The sequence below is a fragment of the uncultured Pseudoteredinibacter sp. genome (genome assembly GCF_947500695.1).
Classification (GTDB): Bacteria; Pseudomonadota; Gammaproteobacteria; order Pseudomonadales; family Cellvibrionaceae; genus Pseudoteredinibacter.
The window spans coordinates 185,210-212,084 of sequence record NZ_CANMSS010000009.1 but is presented as its reverse complement, the minus strand read 5'-3'; the positions used below and the strand labels follow the sequence as shown (position 1 = coordinate 212,084).

Genomic DNA, 26,875 nt, shown 5'->3' with positions numbered 1-26,875 from the left:
TACGATTTATCAGCAATGGAGGCTGTATGGTTAAATTTATTTCTCTATTCTGTGCTATTTGTGCAGCTATATCTTTTTCGCAGAGCTCATTCGCAAACGATCCTTACCCTTTGGACTATTTTGCCCTTCGCGAAGTGGTAATGGATGCTCGTTTATCACCTGACGGTAAGCGCCTGGCAATTCTTACTATTCCCTCAAAAGAGGGTGACCCCATAGTTGAGGTATACAAGACTGACAATATGTCGGCCAAGCCCTTTCGTTTAAATGCCGACCCAATGGAAGTGCGGAATATCTATTGGGCAACGAATGACAATATTGTGATGAGGTTGCGACAAAAGGTCCGCGACAAGATTGAAGGATTTAATCAGGGGGTTTTTGAGTCTAAGCTGGCCTCGGTTGATCTCAAGACAAAGAAGTTTAAAGAATACGATCAAATTGGTGCCTCGATTTCTCATCTCTTGCCCGAAAAGCCAAAGAAAGTCATTTATTCATTTATTCCGGGCGAATTTGAAAATAATCGCTTGTCTGAGCCGTTTAGGCCAACAGCGTATTATGAGCTAGACCTGAAAACAGGTCGTAAGCGCCTAATATTACGAGGCAAAATCTCTCTAGGGCAGGTGGAGTTTGATGGTAAGGGTAATCCTTGGTTGGGGCGTGGCTTTGATATCGCTAAGGGCGAATATGTTTGGTATTACCGTCGCCCTGGAGAGACAGACTGGAAAGAGCTGCACCGTTTAAGTGAAAATAGCTATGAAAATTTCAGTGTAGTTGGCTTTGATGTTGGTAACCCCCATTTATTTTTCGTCGTGGCCAACAATGGCAATGATAAAGAGGGATTGTGGGAATTTGACTCGAATAGCAAGAAATTCACTGAGTTAATTTACCGTCGCAATGATGTAGATGTACGTGGTGTGCGTAGCCATAGTAATTCGTGGACCTCATATGATGAGGTGGTTGCAGTTAGCTACGCGACTGATAAATTGCATTATGAGTACTTTAATGCGGAAGAGGCTGCTATTTATAAGCAGTTGGAGCAGCTTGTCCCTAATGCCTATCGCACTTCGATTTTGAGTCGCACTAAAGATAGTCAATCCTTGGTAATTTACAACACGGGGCCAAGAGATCCCGGCTCTTATTATCTGCTTCATAAGGGCAAATTTAGTAAGGTTGGTAGTGAGCAGCCATTGCTTGAAGCGGATAAATTGGCGGACCTTAAGTACATAAAGTTCAAAGCTCGCGATGGCCGTGATCTAGCTGCTTATGTAACGGTGCCAAATGGAGAGCCTCCATTCCCAGCGATAGTACTTCCACATGGTGGCCCATTTGTTCCAGAGTTAGTAGTTTATGATGAGTGGGCGCAAATGTTGGCGAACAATGGCTATATGGTTGTTCAGCCTCAATATCGTGGTTCTTTTAATTACGGAATTGATTTTCATAAAGCTTCCTTCATCAATGGAAGTGAAGCCGGCTATAAAATGCAGGATGATAAGGATGATTCTGCGCTAGAGCTGGTTAAGCGAGGTTGGGCCGATAAAGATCGGCTAGCAATGTACGGCTGGTCTTATGGTGGTTATGCTGCATTGGTCGCGGCTTCGCGAACACCGCAAATTTATCAGTGTAGTATTGCTGGCGCGGCTGTCGCAGATATGACGATGCAGATAAACTACTATCGCTCTCAGCTACGTGGTGTGCAGAAAGAACGACAGCTTAAATATCGTTTGGGTGCGGTAAATCCGGTAGATGAAACAGCAAAGGTTAATATTCCTTTGCTGATGATTCACGGCTCAGTCGATCAGAGAGTGCCTGTTGATCATGCCAAAAAATATCGCAAGGCAATTGCAGATCAAGGTAAGCCGTTCAAATATGTAGAGTTGGATGGCGCGGATCATTTCTATGATACATTAGAGTACGAGCACCAAAAGCTTCTCTATGAATCAATTGTTTCTTTCTTAAAGAATGACTGTGGTCCAGCTGGCTTGTAAGATTTTTAGTTGTTGAGCAAAAGGGGCGGTGAAAATTTCCCTTTTTGCTATGGTAGCCTAGTAATGCAAATGAAATGAGCGAGATTAATAAATGTTGATCTCGCTCACGATTTTTTTGGCAGTTGACGTGTCAATTATCTATTTGGTTGTAAAATTCTTAGTGTTGTTCATTATTTGTTTGAACTAACTCAAAAAGGAATTAAGCATGAAGAAAGCGATTGTTACATTCACCTCGGTGCTGGCGTTGATAAGCTCCGCGGGCGTTTTTGCCTTTTGCGGTGCGGAAGAGATGGAATACAATACAGCAAATGCAGCCCTTAATGCGGCGTATCAGAGTGGTGATTTGGCAGCTATAGCTGAAGCTACGGCAGCGCTTAAGCCGATACGTATTCGATATTACTCGTGTCTGAAGTCAATTGGTCAGGATGCGCCAGTAGGGCCTTAGATAAATAGTGGTTGGCAAGTGCGAAAAACGTAATTCGCACTTGCCGTTTGTTGTGTGATTGCTGATTTTAAAATTGATTATGCTGCAGGCAGCTTAAATTTTTTCGTAAGTTGATTGAGGTTGCTCGTATGTTGCCCCACTAGCTGAGCAGCAGAGTCAGTTTCGCGCATATTGGTCATCGCATTTTGTGTCTCTCGGCGAATTTCATCGATGCTTTCGTTCATGTTTTTTGGCGACGGCGTTTTGCTCTTCGGTCGCTGATGCTATTTGTGAGTTCATAGAGTTAATGGTGCTTACAGAACTGGTGATGCTCTGCAGAGATGAGCTGGTGCTTTCGGCACTTTGAACGCTCTCATTGGTTTGCTCTTGTCCTTCTTTCATAACGTTAACAGCTTGTAGAGCGCCATTTTTTAGCTTCTCCAAGAGAGAGTTGATTTCGCCAGTGGAATCGCGGGTGCGGCCGGCGAGGGTTCTAACTTCGTCGGCGACAACCGCAAAACCGCGTCCTTGTTCTCCTGCTCGCGCGGCTTCGATAGCAGCATTCAGTGCAAGAAGATTAGTCTGCTCCGCAATATCATTAATAACCTGCACGATCGCATCGACGCCTTTGGTATCTTCTTCAAGCTCGGCAATGGTGCTTGCGGCGCCTTCAATGCGTTGGGCTAGGAGGTTGATTGAGGTCATGTTTGATTCCATGATGCTGTAGCCATCACGGGATTCTTGATCGGCAGAGTTGGCTGCATCGGCTGCCATGGATGCGCTTTGAGCCATATTCTCAACAGTGCGAAACATTTCATCCATGGCGGTTACCACTTGGCCACTGATTTGCTCTTGAGATTCCATGCCTTTGCTGGTTCTCAAAGAACTACTTACCAATTGTTCTGCAGCACTGGCAAGATTATTTGTGGCATTTTGAACCTCAAATAGCAAGCCTCTTAAACTGTTTGCCATTTCATTAGTGGCATTGGCGAGCTCTCCAAGTTCGTCGTCTCCATCTAATACAAGGTTGTCAAAGTCTAGATCTCCTTTGGCGATACTCTTGTTTACATTTAGGATTTTGTTGACTTTGCTGACGATAGTTTGGCTTAGGGTTACAGCGATACCGATTCCTATGATCAGGGCTAGGCCTGTGCCGATAGCTAGCGCGACATTTGAATATTCGATATCGGCAGCGAGCACTTTTACATCGGCTTTCATTAGCTCGTTTTGATTTTTTCGCATTTCAGTCAAGTTAACTTGAACGGCGCTGGCTCTTGGTGCTGCTTTCGTGCCAAGCCAGTAATTGGCTAGGTTCCAGTCGTCTGCCTGTCGGCTATTAATGATACTGTCGGCAACGGCTTTAAAACTAGATCGGCTATCGCCATAGTTACTCCAGTTACTATTGGCTTGCAAACGATTGAGTTGATTTAAACGCTCATAGCGAGTCTGGTTCTTTTCCCATTGCGTATTAAAGGTATTTAGATCGCTACTTTGCCCGTTCTGTACATAGGCTCGCAGACTTTCCATGCTGCGATACATACTACTCATGCTGTCGCCGAGATCTTTAAGGCTTTGTGCGCTGCCCCCACTACTAGCACTGCTCTGTAGTAATTGGTTTAGCGCCAGAGTGCTGGCGTTAGCGGCAGGTTTGGCTTCTTCATCCAGCTGGGTCAAGATGGGAATGTTATCTTGAGCGTGGGCGATGTCTTCAATTTCTTTTTGCGCGGTTCGAAATTCTTTAATCTCGGCCTTCATTTCGTTTAATCGCCGAATATTTGAAGGGTCAGTCCAGCTTCTTGAGAGTGTGTTTAGCTCATTAAAGCTCTCGTCAATAAGTTTCCAGCCTTCGGCTCTGTCAGCGCGAAATTTCTCCGCCTTTTCAGGGTTGCCACCAAGAATCATGTAACCTCTTAGGCCTGCAAGTGTTATGTTAATTCCCTTGCTGAGTTTTAGGCCAGCAATAACGGTAGGCTTGCGTACTTCAGTTAGGCGAGATTCTATTTCAGAAATCTCCTTTATATTTAAAAATAAGTAAGTTGCTGTTGTTGCAACAAGAATTAGAACGGCAGCAAAACCAGCCAATAGTTTAGCGCGAATAGATAAGCGCATAGAGATCACCCTAAGTAAATAAATTTTGTTCTAATTATCACTATAGGATGGGAAATTGAATTGGACAAAATCTCTACAAGCAAAATGTAATTGAGTTGTCAGCTGTATATGGAGGGGAGGATATTAGTTTTTCTTAATGGTAGAAGCTGAGCTGACTTTGTGTTGCGGATTGAAATAAAATTTTGCGTGTAAGCAAGATTGTAGAAAGAGCTATCATCAAAGCCCTATGAGAGCTAGGGCTTTAGTTTTCAAAATTTTTATTCTTGCGGTAGAGGCCAGCCACCCATACTTTGCCATTTGTTGACTATTAAGCAAAAAAGATCGGCTGTTTTCTCGGCATCGTAAGCGGCGCTATGAGCTTCGCTGTTGCTGAATTCCATGCCGGCTGCAATGCAGGCTTTGGCAAGTACAGTTTGACCAAAGGCAAGGCCAGCCAAAGTTGCCGTGTCAAAGCAAGAGAAGGGGTGGAAAGGGTTGCGCTTTATTTGGCAGCGATCTGCAGCCGCATTGATAAACCCTAGGTCAAAATGAGCATTGTGTGCCACCATGACCGCTCGGGTACAGCCGTTTGCTTTTACTGCTTTTCGAATGGCAGAAAAAATTTCTGGCAGGGCAATCATCTCTGGTTGGGCATCGCGTTCAGGACTCTCGGGGTCAATACCAGTGAAGTCGAGAGCGGACTGTTCGATGTTTGAGCCTTCAAATGGATCAAGGTGGCAGGCGAACGTTTCGTCGCGGTGCAATAGGCCATCCTCATCCATGCGAAGAGTTACAGCAGCTACTTCGAGTAGTGCATCTGTTTCTGCGTTAAAGCCACCCGTTTCTACATCAACAATCACGGGCAAAAAGCCGCGAAAGCGTTGTGCAAAAAGAGTTTTAATGTCCGGTGTTTCTTCGGCCGGGCTCATGACTGCCACACTGGCTCCTTAAATTCTTTTACGGTTAATCGGCAACGCGCCAGCGCAAAGTCTCGCCGGCTCTTAAAGGGACAAGGTCGCTATCACCAAAATTCATGCTATCGGGTACCAGCCAGTCTTCTCTAACTAGAGTGATAGTGTCGCTATGTCTGTCAAGGCCATAAAAATCAGCGCCAAAGTGACTGGCGAAGCCTTCTAGTTTATCGAGAGCGTTAGCTTCTTCAAAAGCCTCGGCATACATTTCGATGGCTGCAAAAGCTGTATAGGCTCCAGCGCAACCACAAGCGGCTTCTTTAGCGTGTTTAGCATGCGGTGCTGAGTCAGTGCCAAGGAAGAATTTTGAGCTGCCGCTGCAAGCTGCTGCGATCAGAGCTTCTTGGTGGGTTGATCGTTTTAGAATGGGTAGGCAGTAATAATGTGGTCGAATGCCACCAGCTAACATATGGTTGCGATTGTACAGCAGGTGGTGAGCGGTAATGGTAGCTGCCATATTATCACCCGCGGCGTTTACGAAGTCGGCCGCATCTTTGGTAGTAATATGCTCTAAAATCATTTTCAGCTCAGGGAAATCTTGATTGAGCTGCTTTAATGTTGAATCAATAAAGCGCTGCTCTCTATCAAAAATGTCGATACTGCTATCGGTCACCTCTCCGTGTAGGCAAAAGCGAATGCCGTGCTTTTGCATGGCCTCTAAAGCTGGATAGATGTTTTTAATATCGGTAACGCCTGAGTCGGAGTTCGTGGTGGCCCCAGCAGGATAAAGCTTGCATGCGACAATACCAGCGGCCTTCGCTGCCGCAATGTCTTCTGCGCTAGTGTTATCAGTGAGGTATAGCACCATTAATGGATCGAATTGGGAGCCCTCTGGGCGATGAGCCTGGATGCGCTCTTTATAGGCAAGCGCTTGTTCTGCATTTAGAACCGGGGGAACCAAGTTGGGCATGACAATCGCACGACCAAAGTAGCGCGAGGCATCCCTTACGGTGTGTTCTAATGCGACTCCATCTCGTAGGTGGATATGCCAGTCGTCTGGGCGGCAGATGGTTAAGCGTTGGCTCATTAAGGTTCCTTGCAAGCAGTATTCAGGCTAATGGTGATAACTATAGTTCTTTGTCGCGGCATCCTACCAAAATTGGGCCTAAAGCACATCCGCTGTGTGCCGATATTCTTAGTCTAAGCTTCAGTTATTGAATGTATATTAGGGGTGTGGGCTAATGTCGCAGTCGTTTAAATCTAATCGTCGCCTTGATTTGCTGCAGCCGGTGCTATGCTTGACACTATTTTTGTGTTTCCTGCTTGTCTCAAATGCTGAAGCAATGCGCTTTGAGGCTGGCTTTGACCAGTCTAGTTGGGAGAGTGAGTCCTCTATTTTTGAATGCCGGATGAGTCAAATGGTGCCTCAATATGGGCAGGTGGTGTTTTACCGCAGGGCAGGGGAGCGGCAGCAATTTTTCCTAGATACAAAGAGTGTATTCTTTAAGCGCGGGCGCGGTTCTTTACAAATAACAGGGCCTGTCTGGAAGCCGCGCTCTGCGGTGACGAATCTTGGCTATATAGATGTTGTTGAATCCAAGCGGCCGGTAACTCTGGGGCCTAAGCTTGCTGAGCGTATTATGGCTGAACTGGGTAAAGGCCAGCAGGTAGTGATTACCCGTAAGCCATGGTACGGGGATAGTGAATCACTGTCTGTAGCTTTTAATTCGTTGAATTACCGCCCGGTTTATGATGACTATATTGGCTGCGTATCCAGCCTTTTGCCTGTGAATTTCGATCAAGTTGAGCGTACTACGCTGTTTTTTGGCGGTTCCAAAGAGACGCTGAGCAAACAGCAGCGGGCGTCCTTAGATAAGGTGGTTGTATATGCCAAGGCCGACTCGGAGGTGACCACTTACTATATTGATGGGCATACCGATAGCCGCGGTATCATGGCCGAAAATCTAGAGCTGTCTAAAAAGCGGGCAGAGCAGGTAGCAGAGTACTTGCTACGCGCAGGCTTAGATAAAAATAAAATTCAGATTCGTTGGCATGGCGAGCGCTACCCCGTAGCGAGCAATAGTACCGCTAAAGGACGTGCTGTAAATCGTCGTGTAACCGTTCGCCTCGAAAAAGGCGAAGTCTCCTTGGATGTGGCTTCACGTTAGCGCTTTGCTTTTCCCGTTGCGCTGTTTCTAGTGACGTTTGAACTTAGATAACCCAAAAAGTGTAGTTGTTTTGCGCTAAATTTAGGGATAGTTCTGTGAAATATTTGTCCCTCTATGTATAATACGTGCGCCAAATTTTAGGCGCGAAAACCTTCTTTTACGGTAATTTCGTTCAAAATTTGACTAGCAGGTAGAGACTGCATAATAAAATGGCGAGTAACAGCCATAGGCCTCTGGCAATCACAGGGCTATTAAGCAAGGCTTGTTATTAATGGCGAGCCAAAGTTATCGATCCATAGCGGGAGACAATTATGTCCTCAGTAAAAAAAGTAGTGTTGGCCTATTCCGGTGGTTTAGATACCTCGGTTATCGTGCGCTGGTTGCAAGAAACTTATAACTGCGAAGTGGTAACGTTTACCGCTGATATCGGTCAGGGCGAAGAAGTTGAGCCAGCACGAGCCAAAGCGGAAGCGCTAGGCGTAAAAGAGATCTACATTGACGATTTGCGTGAAGAGTTTGCCCGCGATTTCGTTTTCCCAATGTTCCGAGCCAACACTATTTATGAAGGTGAGTACCTGCTGGGTACTTCAATTGCCCGCCCGCTAATTGCTAAACGCTTGATTGAAATCGCTAATGAAACCGGCGCTGATGCTATCTCGCATGGTGCGACCGGTAAAGGTAATGACCAGGTTCGTTTCGAGCTGGGCGCTTACGCCCTTAAGCCGGGTATTCAGGTAATTGCGCCTTGGCGTGAGTGGGATCTAACTTCCCGCGAAACCCTTATGAAATATTGCGAAGATCACAACATCCCCGTGGACTTCGCCAGCAGTAAGAAAAAATCTCCCTACTCAATGGATGCTAACTTGCTACATATCTCTTATGAGGGTGGCAATTTGGAAGATCCTTGGTGGGAAGCTAACGATGCCGAAATGTGGCGTTGGAGTGTCTCTCCAGAAGAGGCACCGGACGAGCCTACTTACCTAGAGCTGACCTACGAGAAGGGCGATATTGTTGCTATTAATGGCGAAGCTATGAGCCCGGCGACAGTTTTGGAGTATCTAAACAAAGTGGGCGGCGAGAACGGTGTTGGCCGTTTGGATATCGTAGAGAATCGCTATGTGGGCATGAAGTCACGTGGTTGTTATGAAACTCCAGGTGGCACCATAATGTTGAAGGCACACCGTGGTATTGAATCGCTAACCCTAGATCGCGAAGCGGCTCACCTTAAAGATGAGTTGATGCCGAAATATGCTGATCTAATCTATAACGGTTACTGGTGGAGCCCTGAGCGCAAAATGTTGCAAGCCGCTATCGATGATAGCCAGCAGCATGTGAATGGTGATGTTCGTGTAAAACTATACAAAGGCAGTGTGTCGGTTGTTGGTCGCCGCAGTGCTGATAGTCTGTTCGATGAGGCAATTGCGACCTTTGAGGATGATGCAGGCGCCTATGACCAGAAAGATGCTGAGGGCTTTATTCGTCTGAACTCTTTGCGTTTACGAATTGCGGCCGATAAAGGTCGAAATAACCTATAAAAGCTGGCAACAGCAAATAATTAGCCCATACTCCATGGACGGTAGGGCAGACTGTGTTCAGCCAATTTCATTGCCTAGACTGGCTTTTTTAAGCTGGCTGACTGGTCTTATTGATCGGAATCAAGTGATAAAAACCTGACATCGTAGATAATTTGCGGTGCATTGGGGTAATTAAAGAAGTATCCAATGACAGCCGAAAACACTCCCTAGGAGTTTTGAGGCGTTGTTAGGTCGAAAAAAGAATCCTCAATTCTTAAAATCAATTAGGAAAGTCGCTATGAGTAGTAACTTGGCAACCGCTGGTGAACAGCCGGCATATAACTACGATATAGTACGTAAATTCGCCGTGATGACCGTCGTTTGGGGCGTGGTCGGAATGACGGTGGGCGTACTGATCGCGTCGCAGCTAGCCTGGCCGCAACTGAATGACATTATGCAACCTTTCTCACACTTTGGTCGCTTGCGTCCATTGCACACTAATGCGGTTATCTTCGCATTTGGTGGTTGTGCCTTGTTTGCAACGTCATACTATGTGGTACAGCGTACCTGTCAGGCAACCTTGTTTGGTGGGTTCTTAGTCCCATTCACCTTCTGGGGTTGGCAATTGGTTATTCTATTGGCTGCAATTACGCTGCCTTTGGGTATGACCTCTTCAAAAGAATACGCTGAGCTAGAATGGCCAATCGATATCTTGATCACCTTGGTATGGGTGTCTTACGGTATCGTGTTCTTCGGCACTATTATTAAGCGTAAGACTTCGCACATTTATGTAGCGAACTGGTTTTTCGGTGCCTTTATTCTAACGGTTGCGATATTACACGTAGTTAACTCTGCGGCTATCCCAGTAACCTTGACCAAGTCATACTCTGCTTATGCAGGTGCCATGGATGCGATGATCCAGTGGTGGTACGGTCACAATGCGGTAGGTTTCTTCCTAACTGCAGGTTTCTTGGGCATTATGTACTACTTCGTGCCTAAGCAGGCTGAGCGTCCTGTTTACTCATACCGTCTATCCATCATCCACTTCTGGGCTTTGATCTCCCTATACATTTGGGCTGGTCCTCACCACTTGCACTACACTGCATTGCCAGATTGGACCCAGGGTGTTGGTATGGTGATGTCTTTGATTCTATTGGCTCCATCTTGGGGTGGTATGATCAACGGTATCATGACTTTGTCTGGCGCATGGCACAAATTGCGCACTGACCCAACTCTTCGTTTCTTGGTGGTATCTCTGTCTTTCTACGGTATGTCTACCTTCGAAGGCCCAATGATGTCTATCAAGACTGTAAACGCTTTGTCTCACTACACTGACTGGACTGTTGGTCACGTACACTCTGGTGCACTTGGCTGGGTTGCCATGGTATCTATCGGTGCTCTTTACCACTTGATTCCTGCTTTGCTAGGTCGCAAAGAGATGTGGAGCGTGAAGTTGGTTAACTTGCACTTCTGGATGGCGACTATCGGTACTGTTTTGTACATCGCCTCTATGTGGGTGAACGGCATCATGCAAGGTTTGATGTGGCGTGCATTTAACGCTGACGGTACCTTGACCTATAGCTTCGTAGAATCTGTAGAAGCCAGTTACCCAGGTCACTATGTGCGTGTACTAGGTGGTGCAATCTTCTTAGGTGGCATGCTGTTTATGGCCTACAACACCTACCGTACATTCCAAGCTGAATCTGATAACGCTGCTGCTGCGCAGCCTCAGTCGGCTTAAGGTAGAGGAGAGATAACCGTGAAGAATCACGATAAAGTAGAAAAGAATATCGGCCTGATGATGATTCTGATGGTCGTTGCCATCAGCTTCGGTGCGTTGGTAGAAATTGTGCCTCAGTTTTTTAACAAGGCAACTACCGAGCCTATCGAAGGCCTGAAGCCTTACACTGCTATGCAGTTGGAAGGTCGTGACATTTACATCCGTGAAGGTTGTAACGTATGTCACTCCCAGATGGTTCGCCCATTCCGTTCTGAAACTGAGCGTTATGGTCACTACTCTGTTGCAGGCGAGTCTGTTTACGATTACCCATTCTTGTGGGGCTCTAAGCGTACTGGTCCTGACTTGGCTCGTGTAGGTGGTCGTTACTCTGATGAGTGGCACCGCGCGCACTTATACAACCCACGAAATGTAGTACCTGAATCCAATATGCCTGCTTTCCCTTGGCTGTTTGACAATGTGTTAGATCACACTGTGACTCCTAAGAAAATGGAAGCATTGCGTACCTTGGGTGTTCCTTACACCGATGAAGATATTGCCGGTGCCGAGGAAGCTGTAAAAGGTAAGACTGAAGTTCAAGCTTTGGTTGCCTACTTGCAGAACCTGGGTTTGTTGTTGAAACAGAAGCGTTAATCACTGGGTAGAGCGTTATGGATATTAACGATTGGCGTGGCATCTCAACGGTTTTTTTGATGATTTGCTTTATCGCAACTTGGATTTGGTTGTGGAGCAGCAAGCGCAAAAAAGGCTTTGATGAGGCTGCAAACTTACCGTTTGCCGACGAAGTTGATCACCAACAGGCGTCGACCGAGAAAGACGCCCGGTCCAGCAACGCTGAATAAAGGTATTTGAATATGTTGACTACATTTTGGAGTTGGTGGGTAATTTTATTAACCTTAACCAACTTAGTATTGATCTGCTGGGTCTTGTTCGCGAACAAGAAAGTTGCTGTTAGCGATGATGACGATCCAGAAAACGAAACCACTGGCCACGAGTACGACGGCATTCAGGAATACGATAACCCGCTTCCAAAGTGGTGGTTCCAGATGTTTGTTATTACTTTGGTGTTCGGTGCTATCTATTTTGTAATGTACCCAGCTCTAGGTAACTGGAAAGGTGTTTTAGGTTGGACTTCTGTCGGTCAGTGGGAAGCTGAGATGGAAAAAGCCAATGCAAAATATTCTGAGACTTTCGGTCAGTATAAAGACATGAAAATCGAAGATATTGCTGCAGATCCTAAGGCCATGAAGATTGGTACTCGTTTGTTCGCCAACAACTGTGCTGTATGTCACGGTGCTGATGGTGGCGGTAACGTGGGCTTCCCTAACCTAACCGATAAAGATTGGTTGTACGGTGGAACGCCTGCTGAAATTGAAATGAGTATTACTCACGGTCGTAACGGTGCAATGCCTCCTTGGGGTGATGTAATCGGTGAGGATGGTGTAGTAGCTGTTGCTGAGTACGTTCTGAAGATGTCTGGCCAAGAGCACGACGCTTCTAAGCTAGAAAAAGGTATGCAGGTTTACAACACGACTTGTGTAGCTTGTCACGGTCCTGATGGTACTGGTAACAAGATGTTGGGTGCGCCTAACTTGACTGATAGCATCTGGCTATACGAAGGAACTGGCGAAGGTATCCGTCACTCTGTTCGTGCCGGTCGCGCTAACGTAATGCCAGCTCAGGCTGACAAACTACGTGAAGACAAGATTCGCATGTTGACCGCTTATGTATACAGCTTGTCTCAAGATTAATTTTTAATTAATTAATCAAGCAAGCTTAAAACGCCACCCTGGGAAACCAGTGTGGCGTTTTTTATTTTTTATCGGCAGTGTTTATTAATATCCCTATGTTTATAAACTCGTCGCTTTCAATCAGCTGGTGCAATTGTGCGAAACTTCCTTTGTTATAATTAGTAGTTGGCTGTACTTTGGCCTGATCTCTCATTATTAAGGAGGGAGTTTTAAATTTTGATTGGGGTGATGACTGACCAGACTCTGGGTTGGGGGAGTGATTCTCCGTTCCGAATGCTGCATCCATGCAGCCACCCGTTCCATCCAGGAGCTTAGTCACTCCAAATCACTCCCCCAACCTAGATTCTTACATTTATGGGTCGATCAAGATTGATATAATTTTGACTAGGTCTAGGGTGTTAGATTAAAAAGAAATTTATTGCAGGGTGTTCCAGTGCTAAGCAGCCGTCTCAGGGCTTGTCCGAATCGGATGAGGACGAGAGCTGGCACGGATGCCGCTTTTTGCGCCCCTGAGACGGCTGCTTAGCACTGGAATAGCCGGTCAAGATGCCACTGAGCTATGTGCATACAATGTTAAATGAATCTCACTATTACCGAGTAAATGCCGATAGAGAAGGGGATAGGCGTTTAATTGATCCAGTGCAAGTAAATGGACTTATATAAGCTAGAGTTAAAGTAATAAAAGGTTTAACATTCGCGCCATAAAAGATTGTGGCATATCCTTAGTGTAAGGCGTTATTTAAGCCATCGTTTTTAAAGGGCTAAAGCCCAACCTAGATTGCTCGTCCGGGCGATCAACTAAAAAGAACCGCTAAAGCGGCACGAGCGATTGATGGAAACATGTAAAGCATGTGAATAGCCGTGATACCCAGATAAATACTGGGAAAACCTGAAGAGGTCTCATTGTGACTGATAAGATTCCTACCACGGAAGTGGAAAGCAAGCCCAAAAAGCAATATATCGACTTATATGAAGCGGGCTCCAACAAAATATACACCCGAAAAGTAAAAGGCTTCTACCAGCGCTTGCGCCGTTATACCGGTATACCGCTGCTGCTGGGCTTTATGTTATTGCCTTGGTTTAACATCGAAGGACGCCAAGCTGTACTGTTCGATTTACCAGAGCGTAAATTCCACATTCTTTGGACAACCTTCTGGCCCCAAGATTTTATGTTACTGGCCTGGTTGTTAATTATTGCCGCATTTACCCTATTTACCGTGACCGTACTGGTAGGCCGAGTTTGGTGTGGATTTACCTGCCCGCAAACTGTTTGGACATTAATGTTCATCTGGGCAGAAGATAAGTGCGAAGGTGACCGCAATGCGCGAATTAAACTGGATAAGGCCCCATGGAGCTTTACCAAGTTTCGCAAAAAAGCCGCCAAGCATGGCTTATGGTTCTTAATCTCATTTATTACCGGTCTGACATTCATTGGGTATTTTTACGGAGTAAAAGACTTAACCGTAGATTTATTTACTTTTAATGCGCATCCAGCCGGTGCATTCTGGGTCTTCTTCTTTGCTGCAGCGACTTATGGCAACGCAGGCTTTTTACGCGAGCAGGTGTGTAAATACATGTGTCCATATGCTCGCTTCCAGTCTGTAATGTATGACCGCGATACAATGTTAGTAACCTATGACGAGGCACGAGGCGAATCTCGCGGTAAGCGCAAAGCTCGTGAAGATTATAAAGCCAAAGGCTTGGGTGACTGTATCGATTGCGGTTGGTGTGTGCAGGTTTGCCCCGTGGATATCGATATTCGAGATGGCCTGCAGTATGAGTGCATTGACTGCGGTTTGTGTGCTGACGCCTGTGACAGCGTAATGGATCGAATGAAGTATCCGCGCGGCTTGATTAGATTTACGACGCAAGACTCCATGGAAACTGGCGAGACTCATGTACTTCGTCCTCGATTCATTGGCTATGTTGTTGCCGTATGTTTAATGATCGGCTTATTTGCTTATACCGTTGGCACCCGTACTCCATTGGGGGTAGACGTTATCCGAGATCGCGGTGCCAAACTGTTCCGCGAAACGCCTGAATACATCGAAAACGTCTATATGGTTAAGATTAACAATATGGGGCGTGGTGAAAGTTATTTCAGCGTGGACGTTCAGGCTGATGAAACGGGCGAGTCACCAAGTGACTACCGCATGAAGAAGAAATATCGCGCCTACTTGGAAGAGGGTGAGATCTTCTCCTTACCAGTGAGTGTAAGAATCGATCGAGACAAACTGAACTCCACCAAGTCGACCATTTATTTCGTGGTCGAAGCTGAAGACGATGAAACTGTGCACGCCATTCAAAAGGCAAGCTTTATTGGGCCAGCACCGAAGTAATCCATTCCAAGAACAGCTTGAAGTAAGCAAAAGGCAGCCTAATGGCTGCCTTTTTATTTAGGCCGTAGAATTCTTAACAGGTAAAGAACTCGTATCTACTTGATCCAGATACAGCACTTTGGGGGGGCTTAGTTTATAATGCTCCGGATTAAAGGGCCCTGTTAAAAGCCCTTAGTTTCTAGCCAGTTATAAGTTTTAGCGAATAGGATGCTGATATGCCTGCACCCATTGAAGATACTGTACCTTGGTACAAGCAGTTTTACCCTTGGTTACTCATTGCCTTACCAGGCTCTGTTGTTATTGCCTGTGCCTATACCATTTACTTGGCGGTTAATGCTGATGACTCAGTGGTCAGTGATAACTATTACAAAGATGGCTTAATGATCAACCAGCGTTTAGAGCAGGATGAGCGAGCCAAAGAATTGGGCTTGGCCGCTCAGGTTGAATTTGATCTTGAAGTTGGCGATATCCTGATGGATGTAACGGGTCTAGTGAATGATCCAGAGCAGCTCCAGCTAGAGATTATTCACCCAACCAATCATGAATATGACCGAATTGTGCTTATGCATCAGCTACAAGGGAATCGCTATCGCGGCGATTTAGAGCATCAGCTTACTTTCCGTCAGTATCTTCGCCTGTCTCCAGTAGGTGATATCAATGAAGTGGAATGGCGTCTCAATGGTGACATTAACTTCAAAGATAGCAAGATCGCCAAAATGGGTGGCCAGTGAGTCAAGCAGCCGAAGAGCGCTGTTTTCACTGTCAGTTAGAAATCCCGGCCGGCGCTGATTTCCCAGTGGAAATTGAAGGTGTCTCTCAGCCCATGTGTTGCGTGGGCTGTCAGGCCGTGGCCAGTGCTATTGTGAATGGCGGGCTAACTCAGTTTTACCAGTATCGCAGCGAAAGCGCTGATCGTCCTGACGAAGACTCCCAACACAGTTGGACCGTTTATGACCTGCCTGAAGTCCAACAGGACTTCGTATTACAGTTGGACGGTAGTGACCGACAAGCACAATTACTGCTAGGTGGAATTACTTGCGCGGCCTGTGTTTGGTTAATCGAGCAGCATGTTCAACGTTTGCCTCAGGTTAGCAAAGTGCGCGTTAACGCTAGCACCCATCGCTGTTGGATTAGTTACGATGAGTCGGAAGGCTCACTTAGCGAAATCTTTGCCAGCCTAAGCGATGTTGGCTTTAGGCCTCAGCCTGCGACTGATGAAAATCAAAATCGCCTACTCGATGATGAAAACCGCAAGGCCCTACGTCGCCTAAGCATCGCCGGCCTAGGCATGATGCAGGTCGGTATGGTTGCTATCGCACTTTATGGCGGTGAGCTATTTGGCATCAGTGATCAATGGCAAGGCTATTTACGTTTTATCAGCTTTCTTTTTGCTACACCGGTAGTTTTCTACAGTGCCGTGCCTTTTTATCAAGCGGCATGGCGCGCTATAAAAACTCGCCATCTGGTTATGGATGTGCCGGTTTCCATTGCCATTATCCTGGCGTATTCAGCCAGTGTGTGGGCCACACTAAGTAGCGGCCCCGACGTCTATTTCGATTCTGTTTCGATGTTTACCTTCCTGCTCTTAATTGGTCGCTATCTAGAGATGCGGGCAAGACATAGGGCCGGTTTTGCCGCGGGTAATTTGGCGCAATTGTTGCCACCTACCGCGCATCGCTGCGATAGCGATAAAAATGTAGAGACAGTGCCTTTAAAATTAATCAATGCTGGCGACACTGTGATGGTGATGTCTGGGGAAACGATTCCCTGTGATGGCCATGTTTTGGAAGGGCGTAGCCAAGTTGATGAATCCTTGTTGACGGGTGAATCAATGGCGGTAGCGAAAACTGTTGGCCAAAATGTTGCGGCAGGTACTGTCAATGGCGAAAGCCCGCTTTGGATTAAAGTTACGGCCCTAGGAAATAACACTCGTTTATCTTCTATTTCGCGTTTAGTGGCCCAAGCGGAGCAGGAAAAGCCCGCCCAGGTGGCGATAGCCGATAGGGTGGCAGCTTATTTTGTAGCGGCGGTTTTAATTATCGCGGCCGCTGTGTTTTTATTCTGGTGGCAATATAAACCAGAAGATGCGCTTTGGATCACCTTATCGGTATTGGTGGTTACCTGTCCTTGTGCATTGTCTTTAGCAACACCCGTGGCTTTAACGGCGGCGACTAATCGCCTGCGTCGACAAGGCTTATTGATTGTAAAAGGTCATGTGATTGAAACGCTAACTAAGCTTTCCAGAGTGGTCTTTGATAAAACCGGAACCTTAACCGAAGGACAGCCAACGGTTGCGAAGGTGATATGCCATCAAAACGATCTAAGTGAAGAAAAGGTTCTTTCCTTGGCGGCAGCGCTTGAACGAGGTAACAGTCATCCGATTGCCAAGGCGTTTCGGGGCTTTGAACAACAGTTAGAGATAGAGAATATTCAATCCCATACCGGAGCGGGTGTGAGCGGCTTGTGGCAGGGCAAAGAGCTTCGACTGGGCCGTGCGGCATTTGTGTTGGTGAATAACCCTATCGATACGCAAGCTATTGTGCTGGCCGTCGATGGCGAGCTTACTGCGGAGATATTTTTACAAGATCCACTTCGCGAGAGTGCAGAGCCAGCTATTTCGCATTTAGGTGATAAGCAAGTACAGATAGAGCTCTTATCAGGCGATGCTACTGCGACGGTATGTCACATTGCCGAGAAATTAAATATCGGCGAAGCTAGCGCCCTGGTTTCCCCTGAACAGAAACTCTCGAAGGTTCGATCGTATCAGGAGCAGGGTGAAACGGTAATGATGGTAGGGGACGGGATTAACGACGTGCCGGTACTTTCAGGTGCCGATGTTTCAGTCGCTATGTCTGGTGCCAGCGATATTGCACAAACCCATGCCGATAGCTTGTTATTAAGTGGCGACCTCCGAGCATTGCCAAATGCCATAGACAGTAGCTTTTTTGCCCGAAAAATTATTTCTCAAAATATGGCTTGGGCAATTGGCTATAATGTCTGTGCATTGCCTTTGGCAGCTGCGGGCTTGGTGCCTCCATATGCGGCGGCTATTGGTATGTCGGCCAGCTCATTAATTGTGGTGCTTAATGCGCTGCGTTTAAACAAGCTATGAGTCAGCCTTAACGCTGAGGTGCAAAATGGACAGTCTATATATTTTAATCCCTATCGCCATTGTCTTTGTGATTGTCGCTGCCAAGGTATTTTTTTGGGCAGTTGATAACCATCAGTTTGACGACTTGGATACCGAAGGACAGCGCATTTTATTCGATGAAGAAAAGCCTGCTCCAAAACAAGAGAAACGCCAAGCTGAAAGTAGCGAAAGCAGCAACCCAGATTAACGACAGATAAGTTGAAGTATGGCGGATATTGTTTCTCTTTGGCCAGTTTTTCTAGCCACGTTTAGTGTTGGCCTATTAGGTAGCGGTCACTGTTTAGGAATGTGTGGCGGAATTGCCTCGGCTTTGGGCTTTGCTATAGGCCCGGAAAAGCGGGGTAAGCGTTATGGCATTCTGCTGAGTTATAACCTTGGACGCATAAGCAGCTATGCATTGCTAGGGCTTGTCGCCGGTACCGTCGGCAACCAAATAGGAGCTAACTCTGTACTGCGCATTATTGCAGGACTTTTGTTGATTGCTATGGGGCTCTACCTTGCTAATTGGTGGCGCGGTTTGAGTTATCTCGAACGAGTTGGGTCCTATATCTGGAGATATATTCAACCTTTAACGAAGCCCCTTTTACCCGTCAATAATTCTGGCCAAGCTGTATTACTAGGCCTGGCCTGGGGATTTCTTCCCTGTGGTATGGTTTACAGTGCTCTAGCTTATGCTGTTGCACAAGGTAGTTCCTATGGTGGCGCTATCGCTATGTTGGGCTTTGGTCTAGGAACACTTCCCGCGGTGTTAGCAAGTGGCTGGGCCGCAGAAAGCTTCAAATCTTTGTTTCAAAATATTATCGTTCGACGTTTCTTCGCGCTGAGCATTATTGCTTTTGGTGTTTGGACACTTTGGATGCCTCTGTCTCATTCTGGGCATGGCGCACATGCTGGACATGGTGCGAGTCATCAAGGTATGAATCACGAAGGTATGAACCACGAAGGCATGAACCACGAGGGCATGAACCACGAAGGCATGAACCACGAGGGCATGAACCACGAAGGCATGAACCACGAGGGCATGAACCACGAAGTCACAACTGACGACTCAGGGAAAAAACAGTAGCTGCTTTGCTTAGACCCGTCGCGACACGACTTGATAGATTAAAAGGCCGGTGAACCTTTTCCGTCACTGAGTAGCTCTTCTCTATGCTTTGTTGGGGATCGTCCATCCCACCAGCTGCGGTGCCAAGATGTGAAGGCACTGTTGTCTGAAAAACCTAATAGTAGTGCCACATCTAATATTGATAGACTGCTATCTTTTAAGTATTGCTCACAAAGTTCCTTTCTTAGATTGTTCAGTACAGCCCTAAAGTTTGTTTGTTCCTGCTCAAGTTTACGCTGCAATGTTCTACGATTAACCGTCATTGCAAGAGCGACACTTTCAATGTTTGCTTCTCCTTTGGGGAGTAGTCTATAGAGGTGATGGCGAATGCTGGCCGTAGTAGAGCTTTGGGAATTAAGTTTATCCAAAAAGTTGCAGGCTTGCTTATTCAGCGCTTCAAAAATTTCGCTGTTGGCTTGTGGTGATGGGCGCTTTACATCTTCGCTTCGCACATAGATGCGATTGTGCGGGCAAGAAAACTCGACTTCGCAACCAAAAAGCTGTTGATGCTCTTTGCTACTAACAGGTGCTTCATAGCTGAGTTCTACTTTTTTGACAAGCCCCTGCATGGACGTGCTCAAGGCAGTAAAATGAACCCAGCCCGAAAAGATCGCATCTACTAAATAACGCTGCTTGGAATATTCTTCTTTTATCGCACTCCAGGTATAGACCGTCATATCGCCTTCTTCGTGCATATTGGTATCACCTGCATCGAAAACGATTCGTTTGAACTTGATCATTAACTGGCTGGCTTCTAAAACGCTTGCACTGCATTGATTCAGGTAGCCCAGAAGGCCAAACGAACCAGCTTTAATATGTTGCCCTACATAGAGACCAATGTCTGGGTTTCCAGATAGCTTGGCAGCTAGCTCCAATAATTGCACAGCCTTATCCATAGGAACACGGCCATTGGGTTCGGCAATTGAATCTGCAGAGATATCTAATGTTCCAAGCAGGGAGGCTTTTTCAAGACCTAGTGAAACCGCGGTATCTAAGACGGCTCTGAAATAGGCATTAGAGCAACTGTAATTGTGCTGGGGCACTGGCTTGTTAAATGTCATTGCCCACCAATTGTTGTGTCATGTTTGATAAAGAGCTAAAGCAAAAAATCTATAAAATTCGAGAGTCATAGTAGCGATAAACACGCAAGCTTTTCACTATGCCTCTATCGCCTAAATTGAGGGCAAAAAGGCATCGAAATATTAGTGGGACTTATTTAGTGATATTTAAAATGCAAATACTAAGCTCTAATAAAGTAGCAGTTACCTTAACTGTCATAGGCATCATAGCAGTTAGTATACTCTTGTCTCAAGATTGGCAAGACAAAGAGGTCGTGGGGCCTGCGGATCAAATTTATACTAATGCCGAAGTAGTAACCATAAATCCAATGCAAGCTGAAGCCCAAGCTGTGGCGGTAAAGAACGGAAGAATCATAGCCGTTGGCAGTAATGAGGAGGTTAGTCGATATCAAGGTTCTTCGACAGAGCAATACGATTTATCTGGTTATACCTTAATGCCAGGCTTTATAGAGCCTCACACGCATCCAATAGCGTCGGCTATATTAACTGAGCCAAAATACGAACGCTTCAATAGGCGATTTTTAACGCCCTTGATTGACTTGAGTGGATTCAGTCACCCAAACCCAGAAAGTTTGTTTCAGCGTTTAAAACTAGCAGTTGAAGCTGCCGAGCCTGGAGAGTGGATACTGGCATTTGGTCTTGATCCATTATTGACCAAAGGGTTAATTCCACCTGATCGCCATAAGCTAGATAAAATTGCACCCAACAACCCTGTTTTTATTCTGTCTCAGGTCATGCACACCGCCTATGTAAATAGCTTAGCTTTGGAAAAGTCAGGCTTGAATAAAAGCACTGTCGACCCAAATGGAGGGCATTTCGAACGTGAGGCCGATGGAAATCTATCGGGGATTCTACATGAGTCAGCGATCGCCACTATTAAGTATCAAGATGAGGCTGGCCTGATAGACAAGCTTTCACAGGCTTGGGCCGCTCGCACTGCTTTAATCGATCAATATCAGACGTTTGCTGATGCAGGATACACCACCATAGGAGTTCCAGGGCCGGTTGCCATGTTTGAAGGTTATCTAGATCTATTGGAGCACGTAGCGAGCCGAGAGAGCAGCCCGCTGCGCAGCTATGTTTATCCGATGGCGGATGAAATGCCCAAGACAGACTATACGCCGGGGTACCAGAATGGTCGCTTTCACGTTTTGGGGGTTAAAATTTATCTTGATGGTTCACCTTGGACGGGAGCAATGGCGACAGCGGAACCTTATTTGGAAAACACTTTTACCCAAGACATTATTAAAATGAAAAAGGGGAATCGTGGCCTGTTAAAGGAAAGCCGTCGCTCTTTGCAGCAGAAAGTAAGAGATGCTCACGAAGCTGGTTGGCAGATCGCCATTCACAGTCATGGAGAAAGAGCTCACACTGAGGCTTTGGATGCACTAGAAAATGCGCAAAAACAATTCGGCAAGAAAGCACTGCGACATCGCCTAGAGCATCTGGGACTGATTCGTTACGAAGATCTAAAGCGAGCTGCCGAATTAGGCGCTACTCCAAGTTTTTTCATTGATCATGTCTATTACTTTGGCGAGGCTGTTAAAAACTTATTGCTAGGCCCCGAAAGGGCAGAGCGCTTTATGCCGCTTCGCTGGGCAACAGAGCTGCATGATCGCGTGAGTATTCATACCGATAACCCAGCGACACCTATAGACCCAATGAGAGCCTTAAAAACATCAGTTACACGTGTGCCCAGATTTTCGAGTGAAAGCATGAGCGCTTCTCAAAAAATGTCTGTTGAAGATGCCTTAGAGGCGATAACTATCGACGCTGCATGGCAAATGCACGCTGAAAAAGATATTGGAAGTATTGAGGTTTCTAAACGAGCTGATTTTACCTTGTTATCCGCCAACCCTAGAACAACAGCGCCAGAAAGTTGGCATAAAATTAAAGTGTTAGGAACTTGGTTGGAGGGTGAACAGGTTTCTGGGGCATCACTTTGATTGATAATTAAGCGCTTTTTAAAAGGCGTCACTAATTCGCAAATATGCTGTCACCGTAGAACAATGAAGCTTATCTAGCTTGAACTATTATTGCGCGCCGGAATTCGGCCTTAGATAACAACAATAGCAATTTGAACTAGAGAGCGACAAACATGCGAAGTGAATTTTTACCCAAGCAATTGGCTCAGGCCATTGCATTGACTGCTTTATCAAGCGGTATAGCCATCGCACAAGAGAGTAGTTTTGCCTTAGAAGAAGTGGTAGTAACCGCCCAGAAGCGCAGCGAAAATATTCAAGATGTACCCATTTCTATTTCGGCGGTTAGCGGTGCCAAGATTGCTGAGGCCGGCATTAAAGATATGGATGATTTGGCCGCTTATGTGCCAAATCTCGATATTAGTACGGGCAACAATACCCAGATTAGGATGCGTGGTTTAGGCTCAGGTTTAAACAAAGGCTTCGAGCAGTCTGTCGGTATGTACATCGATGGTGTATACCACGGCCGAGATCGCTCTTATCGTGGCAGCTTATTGGATCTGGAGCGAGTAGAAGTTTTGCGTGGCCCTCAAGGCATTTTATTTGGTAAAAATACGATTGCCGGCGCTATCAATATTGCCACAGCAAAACCAAGTAGCGATTTCTCTGGCGAGCTTGGGTTTTCACTCGGTTCGGATGAATTACGCAAGGCCCATGCTGTCATTAACGGTGCGTTAAGTGAAACTGTCTATGGTCGTGTAGCGTTAATGGGAAGCAGCCAAGGCGCTCAAATTGATAATAGTTTAACGGCGCCAGGTGGTGTCGAGACTGATGACAGAATGATTCGAGCATCGCTTTTATGGGATGCTAGCGAAGATCTAGAAGTTAGTCTGAAATTAGAGCAAGGGCGTTTTGAACGTGCAGGTACCACTTATCAGGTAACGGACAGTGGCGTTTATACCGATGCCTACTTTGCACAGTTTGCTCCGTCTTTTGAAAGCAACTTTGATGAGCTAACCCATATCGATAACACTTTGGGTGAGCAGGGCGAGAACACAGAGAGCGATAACCTGACCTTAAATGCAGTTTATAGCCTGGGTAGCCACAGTTTAACATCGACTACCGCGTATATTGGTTTTGAAAGTCAGGATGGTCTAGATACGGATTTCTCTCCAGTACCTTTGTTGTTCAATGAGACCAGTCAGGATTTCAGTCAGTTCAGCCAAGAGATTCGCTTGGCCTCTGAAGGTGGTGAGCTACTGGACTACATCATTGGTTTTTACTACCAAAATAGCGATCTGAGTTATCGCGATCATGGGCGCTACAACTTGCAGCCTATTGCTGTGCCAGCTCAAGCGGGCAGCGTTAAGACCTTTAATCAAGACAGTGAAAGCTTTGCGGTATTCTCTGAAGCCACTTGGAATGTCAGTGAAGCCTTCTCCGTCACGGCTGGCTTGCGTTACGCAAGCGAAACTAAGGAAGCCAGCTCCGAGCTGAGCATTATTGAATTTAATGGTCAGCCAGCTTCACTGGCAACGGCTGGCTTGATGCAGGCTTTTGGCTACTTCGCTCACCAGCAAGAGGCCAAACGCAGTGAGTCAAACATTACTCCATTGATTAAATTCTCATATTTCCTGACTGATGATGTGATGTTTTATGGTACCGCTTCTACAGGCTTTAAAGGCGGTGGTTTCAATACAGAGGTGCTCAATCCCGCCACATCGCCGTTAGAATTTGATAATGAAAAGTCCAAAGCGGTTGAGTTTGGTGTAAAAAGCACCTTACTGGATGGCGCGGCCCAATTTAACGTAGCTGTGTTTCGAACCGAGTTTGAAGATCTGCAAGTATCAGGTTATGACGGCTTAGCATTTATTGTAGGTAATGCCGCCGAGGCTACCTCTCAAGGTATTGAGATGGATGGTATGTGGCGAATTAATGAGAATCTGACAGTAGGCGGTAGTTACGCCTATTTGGATTCTAGCTACGGTAGCTATGCCAATGCTCCGTGTACCTTTTTGCAGAAAGCCCAAAGCCAAGGCCTATGTGAGCAAGATTTGAGCGGGCAAACTCTGCATTATGCGCCTGAAAACACAGCCAATATTAATATCAGCTACGAGTTCGATCTTAATGATGATTATTCATTGGAGCTGGCTGCGGATGCAAATTACAGTGATGATTTCCTGCTGCAAACCGATTTAGACCCAGAAGACAGCCAAGAAGCTTTCACTAAGTTTAATGCGCGAATTGTATTGCGAAATACTGCAAGCGATTGGGAGTTGTCGCTGCTGGGTAAGAACTTGAGTAATGAGTACACCGCTAATAATGGTGTTGATATTCCTTTATTGGAAGGTGGCACTCATATTAAGAACACTCTACCGCTTCGATCTCTTGCTTTGCAGTTCCTGTCCAGGTTCTAGAGCAATTGTTGTATCGCTCGGCCCTCGTGGCCGAGCGCTTTTTCCCTTTACAATCTGTATTCAACCACTTAATGGTAGCTAGACCTAGCTCTTCGCTAAGTTAACACTCTTCAAATTTGTCTATTTCTCAGGCCGCTACTTGCTTTCAAAGTCTTTGGGCCTGAAGTCGTTTTAAGTCGTTTATCTCAAAAGCAATATAGTACTTTATGACCAATTGATTGAATCGTGATCGATCAATAATCTAGTCAAAAATGCTTATTTTTAATGTGGATTTTTAAGCGTATTTTAGTTTTCAAATGTGGCGTGTAATTCCTCATATAAAAATGATTCATATGAGTGCTAGCCTCGACCTTATACTTTTAGTGGGTATTTAAGTTATTGATTTAAAAGAAAAATAACTGAGAGTTAATGATCATTTTGAACTATTTTGGTGCGCTCAAAAATCAATCAAAAAAACTGTGCTAATTTGAATAAAGAAGTTTTTTTTCTGCCGATAGAAGGAATACGAAGGTACGTAAGACAGTGGGCATTGAAGCCAAATAAAAATGAATCCGTTGCTATTGAAGTGATTAGGAAATAACAGCGCCATGAGAAAAAATTTACCAATTAATGATAATGAAATTGTTCTGGATGAGTCATCGAATATTTTGTCGACGACGGATTTTCAGGGCAAGATTAGATACGTAAATGATGATTTTATTAAAATCAGCGGTTTTGAAAAAGAAGAGCTGATCGGTGAAGACCACAATATTGTTCGCCACCCAGAAATGCCTCCAGCGGCATTTGCCGGACTTTGGTCTAGCCTCAAGGCCAATAGGTCTTGGAAGGGTATCGTGAAAAATCGCTGCAAGGATGGCAGTTACTATTGGGTCGATGCCTATGCTATACCGATTGTTAACGGCGATGACATTGAATACCAGTCGGTGAGGCAAAAGGCAAAGCCCGAGGTTATTGCCCGAGCTAAGGAAACCTATGCCACAATCAACAACGGCGGTACCTTACCCTTTTCTCTATCAACTAAGACTAAGAACTTAGCCACGTTAAGCATAGTTAGTTTACTTTGTGCAGCAATAGCTGGCTTGCTCTTTCCTATCTCTATGGTACAGGCACTTATGCTAGCTGTACTAACTATGTTGAGCTTTTCCGTAGGTTTATATATCTGTAATAAACCGGTTATTGATGCGATTGAAGAGTGTAGGGCGGTCTCTGAGGATGAGCTTGCCCGCTATATTTATACGGGAAGGCAAGACGATGCTGGGGCAATATCTTTTGCCTTGCAAATGTTGCGTTCGGAAGCTTCCGGCTTAATTGGGCGAATGCAGGCAACCTCGAAAGATTTCCAAAAGAAATCGAGCTATGTAAGTGATTTGCTCAAACAGAGTAAGGATGAAACTCGCAAGCAGTTTTCGGAAACAGACTCTGTTGCTACGGCGGCTAATCAAATGAGTGCCAGCATTCAGGAGGTCGCAAGCAATGCCCAATTGGCGGCAGATTCTGCTATGGATGCTAGGGAGTCGGCCTTATCTGGTAAGTCGGTGGTAGAAGATACCCAATCTCTCATTGAGTCCTTTAAAAACGAGATGGAGAGCGTGTCAAGCTCGCTAAACAAGGTGGAGCAAGACGGGAATAATATCAGTTCAATATTGGATGTTATTAAGAACGTTGCTGAGCAAACCAATTTGCTGGCTCTAAATGCTGCCATTGAAGCTGCTAGGGCGGGTGAAATGGGGCGTGGTTTTGCTGTTGTGGCTGAAGAAGTGCGTACATTGGCCAATCGAACACAAGACTCTACGGCGCAAATTGAGTCTATGATTGTTGCTCTTCAGAGTAGTACAAAAGAGTCGGTTAATATGATGGGGCAAGGAATTGCGCAGGCCAGTGAGTGTATGGAAAAAGGTATGCAAGCGGTACAGTCTTTGGAAGCCATTGAAAAGTCCATTAATAGTATTAACGGTATGAATCAGCAAATTTCGTCAGCTGTTGAGCAGCAATCCAATGTTTCTGATGACATTAGTCGCAGCGTAACTCACATTCGGGATATCTCAGAAACCAATTTGAAAGGTGCTGAAACATCCGATAATGAAAGCAAAGAGATCGATCAGTCGGCTAGAGGTTTACATTATCTATCGGAGTTCTTCTGGGAGCGTAATCGTCGCCTGAGTCGTTAGATAGGTAAGTTGCATGGGTGTGGCTTCTAATGCCACCCCCTTGTCATTTTTACAATTGAACGCACAAATTCAAAATTCCTGATGCTTTAGTTTGATTTTTTCTTATCCCTTGCAGTTC

The 26,875-nt window shown here is 45.8% G+C and carries 21 protein-coding genes; 16 read left to right on the top strand and 5 right to left on the bottom strand.

The features are described from left to right. The first annotated feature begins 26 nt into the window (after positions 1–26). Complete coding sequence (locus Q1A08_RS16400) at positions 27–1,982, top strand: prolyl oligopeptidase family serine peptidase (protein WP_299774872.1); 1,956 nt, start codon at positions 27–29, stop codon at positions 1,980–1,982. Positions 1,983–2,187: 205 nt separating this feature from the next. Then, on the top strand, positions 2,188–2,427 hold the full coding sequence (locus Q1A08_RS16395) for a hypothetical protein (protein WP_299774870.1): 240 nt from the start codon (positions 2,188–2,190) through the stop codon (positions 2,425–2,427). A gap of 204 nt (positions 2,428–2,631) precedes the next feature. On the opposite strand, the gene Q1A08_RS16390 is transcribed toward Q1A08_RS16395, so the two are convergent. The 3 genes from Q1A08_RS16390 to pyrC form a co-directional block, all read right to left on the bottom strand. Beyond that, positions 2,632–4,515 (bottom strand): methyl-accepting chemotaxis protein, encoded by a 1,884-nt coding sequence (locus Q1A08_RS16390; protein ID WP_299774868.1) that lies wholly within the window; start codon positions 4,513–4,515, stop codon positions 2,632–2,634. Positions 4,516–4,772: 257 nt separating this feature from the next. Continuing rightward, on the bottom strand, positions 4,773–5,423 hold the full coding sequence (gene rnt, locus Q1A08_RS16385; protein ID WP_299774924.1) for a ribonuclease T: 651 nt from the start codon (positions 5,421–5,423) through the stop codon (positions 4,773–4,775). A gap of 34 nt (positions 5,424–5,457) precedes the next feature. Continuing rightward, complete coding sequence (gene pyrC, locus Q1A08_RS16380; protein ID WP_299774866.1) at positions 5,458–6,492, bottom strand: dihydroorotase; 1,035 nt, start codon at positions 6,490–6,492, stop codon at positions 5,458–5,460. 154 nt (positions 6,493–6,646) lie between these two features. Here pyrC and Q1A08_RS16375 point away from each other — a divergent pair, with 154 nt between their 5' ends. The 6 genes from Q1A08_RS16375 (at position 6,647) to ccoP (ending at position 12,576) form a co-directional block, all read left to right on the top strand. Continuing rightward, positions 6,647–7,573, top strand: coding sequence for an OmpA family protein (locus Q1A08_RS16375; protein WP_299774864.1), 927 nt, complete (start codon positions 6,647–6,649; stop codon positions 7,571–7,573). A gap of 311 nt (positions 7,574–7,884) precedes the next feature. Next, on the top strand, positions 7,885–9,108 hold the full coding sequence (locus Q1A08_RS16370) for an argininosuccinate synthase (protein ID WP_299774862.1): 1,224 nt from the start codon (positions 7,885–7,887) through the stop codon (positions 9,106–9,108). A gap of 277 nt (positions 9,109–9,385) precedes the next feature. Further along, complete coding sequence (gene ccoN, locus Q1A08_RS16365) at positions 9,386–10,828, top strand: cytochrome-c oxidase, cbb3-type subunit I (RefSeq protein ID WP_299774860.1); 1,443 nt, start codon at positions 9,386–9,388, stop codon at positions 10,826–10,828. Between the two features lie 18 nt (positions 10,829–10,846). Continuing rightward, positions 10,847–11,458 (top strand): cytochrome-c oxidase, cbb3-type subunit II, encoded by a 612-nt coding sequence (ccoO, locus tag Q1A08_RS16360; protein WP_299774858.1) that lies wholly within the window; start codon positions 10,847–10,849, stop codon positions 11,456–11,458. 17 nt (positions 11,459–11,475) lie between these two features. Beyond that, positions 11,476–11,667, top strand: a complete 192-nt coding sequence (locus tag Q1A08_RS16355; RefSeq protein WP_299774856.1) for a cbb3-type cytochrome c oxidase subunit 3 — start codon at positions 11,476–11,478, stop codon at positions 11,665–11,667. A 15-nt stretch (positions 11,668–11,682) separates the two neighbouring features. Beyond that, complete coding sequence (gene ccoP / locus Q1A08_RS16350; protein ID WP_363323547.1) at positions 11,683–12,576, top strand: cytochrome-c oxidase, cbb3-type subunit III; 894 nt, start codon at positions 11,683–11,685, stop codon at positions 12,574–12,576. Between the two features lie 61 nt (positions 12,577–12,637). On the opposite strand, the gene Q1A08_RS16345 is transcribed toward ccoP, so the two are convergent. Then, positions 12,638–12,862 (bottom strand): hypothetical protein, encoded by a 225-nt coding sequence (locus Q1A08_RS16345; RefSeq protein WP_299774852.1) that lies wholly within the window; start codon positions 12,860–12,862, stop codon positions 12,638–12,640. A gap of 619 nt (positions 12,863–13,481) precedes the next feature. Here Q1A08_RS16345 and ccoG point away from each other — a divergent pair. The 5 genes from ccoG to Q1A08_RS16320 all read left to right on the top strand — a co-directional run bounded on the left by ccoG (position 13,482) and on the right by Q1A08_RS16320 (position 19,132). Continuing rightward, positions 13,482–14,915, top strand: a complete 1,434-nt coding sequence (ccoG, locus tag Q1A08_RS16340) for a cytochrome c oxidase accessory protein CcoG (protein ID WP_299774851.1) — start codon at positions 13,482–13,484, stop codon at positions 14,913–14,915. Positions 14,916–15,130: 215 nt separating this feature from the next. Then, entirely contained in the window at positions 15,131–15,646 is a 516-nt protein-coding gene (locus tag Q1A08_RS16335) for a FixH family protein (RefSeq protein ID WP_299774849.1), read from the top strand. Next, positions 15,643–18,027, top strand: coding sequence for a heavy metal translocating P-type ATPase (locus Q1A08_RS16330; protein WP_299774847.1), 2,385 nt, complete (start codon positions 15,643–15,645; stop codon positions 18,025–18,027). The genes Q1A08_RS16335 and Q1A08_RS16330 overlap by 4 nt, the downstream gene beginning before the upstream one ends. Positions 18,028–18,052: 25 nt before the next feature. After that, positions 18,053–18,253, top strand: a complete 201-nt coding sequence (gene ccoS, locus Q1A08_RS16325; RefSeq protein WP_299774845.1) for a cbb3-type cytochrome oxidase assembly protein CcoS — start codon at positions 18,053–18,055, stop codon at positions 18,251–18,253. 18 nt (positions 18,254–18,271) lie between these two features. Beyond that, a complete protein-coding gene (locus Q1A08_RS16320) occupies positions 18,272–19,132 on the top strand; it encodes a sulfite exporter TauE/SafE family protein (protein WP_299774843.1) in 861 nt (286 codons plus the stop codon). A gap of 38 nt (positions 19,133–19,170) precedes the next feature. Here the strand turns inward: Q1A08_RS16320 and Q1A08_RS16315 are convergent, their stop codons facing one another. Next, complete coding sequence (locus tag Q1A08_RS16315) at positions 19,171–20,232, bottom strand: AraC family transcriptional regulator (protein WP_299774841.1); 1,062 nt, start codon at positions 20,230–20,232, stop codon at positions 19,171–19,173. A gap of 242 nt (positions 20,233–20,474) precedes the next feature. Between Q1A08_RS16315 and Q1A08_RS16310 the strand changes: the two genes are divergently transcribed. The 3 genes from Q1A08_RS16310 to Q1A08_RS16300 all read left to right on the top strand — a co-directional run bounded on the left by Q1A08_RS16310 (position 20,475) and on the right by Q1A08_RS16300 (position 26,757). Continuing rightward, a complete protein-coding gene (locus Q1A08_RS16310) occupies positions 20,475–22,196 on the top strand; it encodes an amidohydrolase (RefSeq protein WP_299774839.1) in 1,722 nt (573 codons plus the stop codon). A 152-nt stretch (positions 22,197–22,348) separates the two neighbouring features. After that, a complete protein-coding gene (locus Q1A08_RS16305; protein WP_299774837.1) occupies positions 22,349–24,589 on the top strand; it encodes a TonB-dependent receptor in 2,241 nt (746 codons plus the stop codon). A gap of 587 nt (positions 24,590–25,176) precedes the next feature. Beyond that, positions 25,177–26,757 (top strand): methyl-accepting chemotaxis protein, encoded by a 1,581-nt coding sequence (locus tag Q1A08_RS16300; protein WP_299774835.1) that lies wholly within the window; start codon positions 25,177–25,179, stop codon positions 26,755–26,757. The last annotated feature ends 118 nt before the right edge of the window (positions 26,758–26,875 follow it).

Excerpts from the sequence above, each read along its gene's own strand:
- pyrC (WP_299774866.1), bottom strand. The coding sequence starts at position 6,492 with ATGAGCCAACGCTTAACCATCTGCCGCCCAGACGACTGGCATATCCAC.
- rnt (WP_299774924.1), bottom strand. The coding sequence starts at position 5,423 with ATGAGCCCGGCCGAAGAAACACCGGACATTAAAACTCTTTTTGCACAA.
- Q1A08_RS16300 (WP_299774835.1), top strand. The coding sequence starts at position 25,177 with ATGAGAAAAAATTTACCAATTAATGATAATGAAATTGTTCTGGATGAG.
- ccoS (WP_299774845.1), top strand. The coding sequence starts at position 18,053 with ATGGACAGTCTATATATTTTAATCCCTATCGCCATTGTCTTTGTGATT.
- Q1A08_RS16355 (WP_299774856.1), top strand. The coding sequence starts at position 11,476 with ATGGATATTAACGATTGGCGTGGCATCTCAACGGTTTTTTTGATGATT.
- Q1A08_RS16305 (WP_299774837.1), top strand. The coding sequence starts at position 22,349 with ATGCGAAGTGAATTTTTACCCAAGCAATTGGCTCAGGCCATTGCATTG.
- Q1A08_RS16320 (WP_299774843.1), top strand. The coding sequence starts at position 18,272 with ATGGCGGATATTGTTTCTCTTTGGCCAGTTTTTCTAGCCACGTTTAGT.
- Q1A08_RS16400 (WP_299774872.1), top strand. The coding sequence starts at position 27 with ATGGTTAAATTTATTTCTCTATTCTGTGCTATTTGTGCAGCTATATCT.
- Q1A08_RS16335 (WP_299774849.1), top strand. The coding sequence starts at position 15,131 with ATGCCTGCACCCATTGAAGATACTGTACCTTGGTACAAGCAGTTTTAC.
- ccoN (WP_299774860.1), top strand. The coding sequence starts at position 9,386 with ATGAGTAGTAACTTGGCAACCGCTGGTGAACAGCCGGCATATAACTAC.
- Q1A08_RS16395 (WP_299774870.1), top strand. The coding sequence starts at position 2,188 with ATGAAGAAAGCGATTGTTACATTCACCTCGGTGCTGGCGTTGATAAGC.
- Q1A08_RS16345 (WP_299774852.1), bottom strand. The coding sequence starts at position 12,862 with ATGGATGCAGCATTCGGAACGGAGAATCACTCCCCCAACCCAGAGTCT.
- Q1A08_RS16375 (WP_299774864.1), top strand. The coding sequence starts at position 6,647 with ATGTCGCAGTCGTTTAAATCTAATCGTCGCCTTGATTTGCTGCAGCCG.
- Q1A08_RS16315 (WP_299774841.1), bottom strand. The coding sequence starts at position 20,232 with ATGACATTTAACAAGCCAGTGCCCCAGCACAATTACAGTTGCTCTAAT.
- Q1A08_RS16390 (WP_299774868.1), bottom strand. The coding sequence starts at position 4,515 with ATGCGCTTATCTATTCGCGCTAAACTATTGGCTGGTTTTGCTGCCGTT.
- Q1A08_RS16370 (WP_299774862.1), top strand. The coding sequence starts at position 7,885 with ATGTCCTCAGTAAAAAAAGTAGTGTTGGCCTATTCCGGTGGTTTAGAT.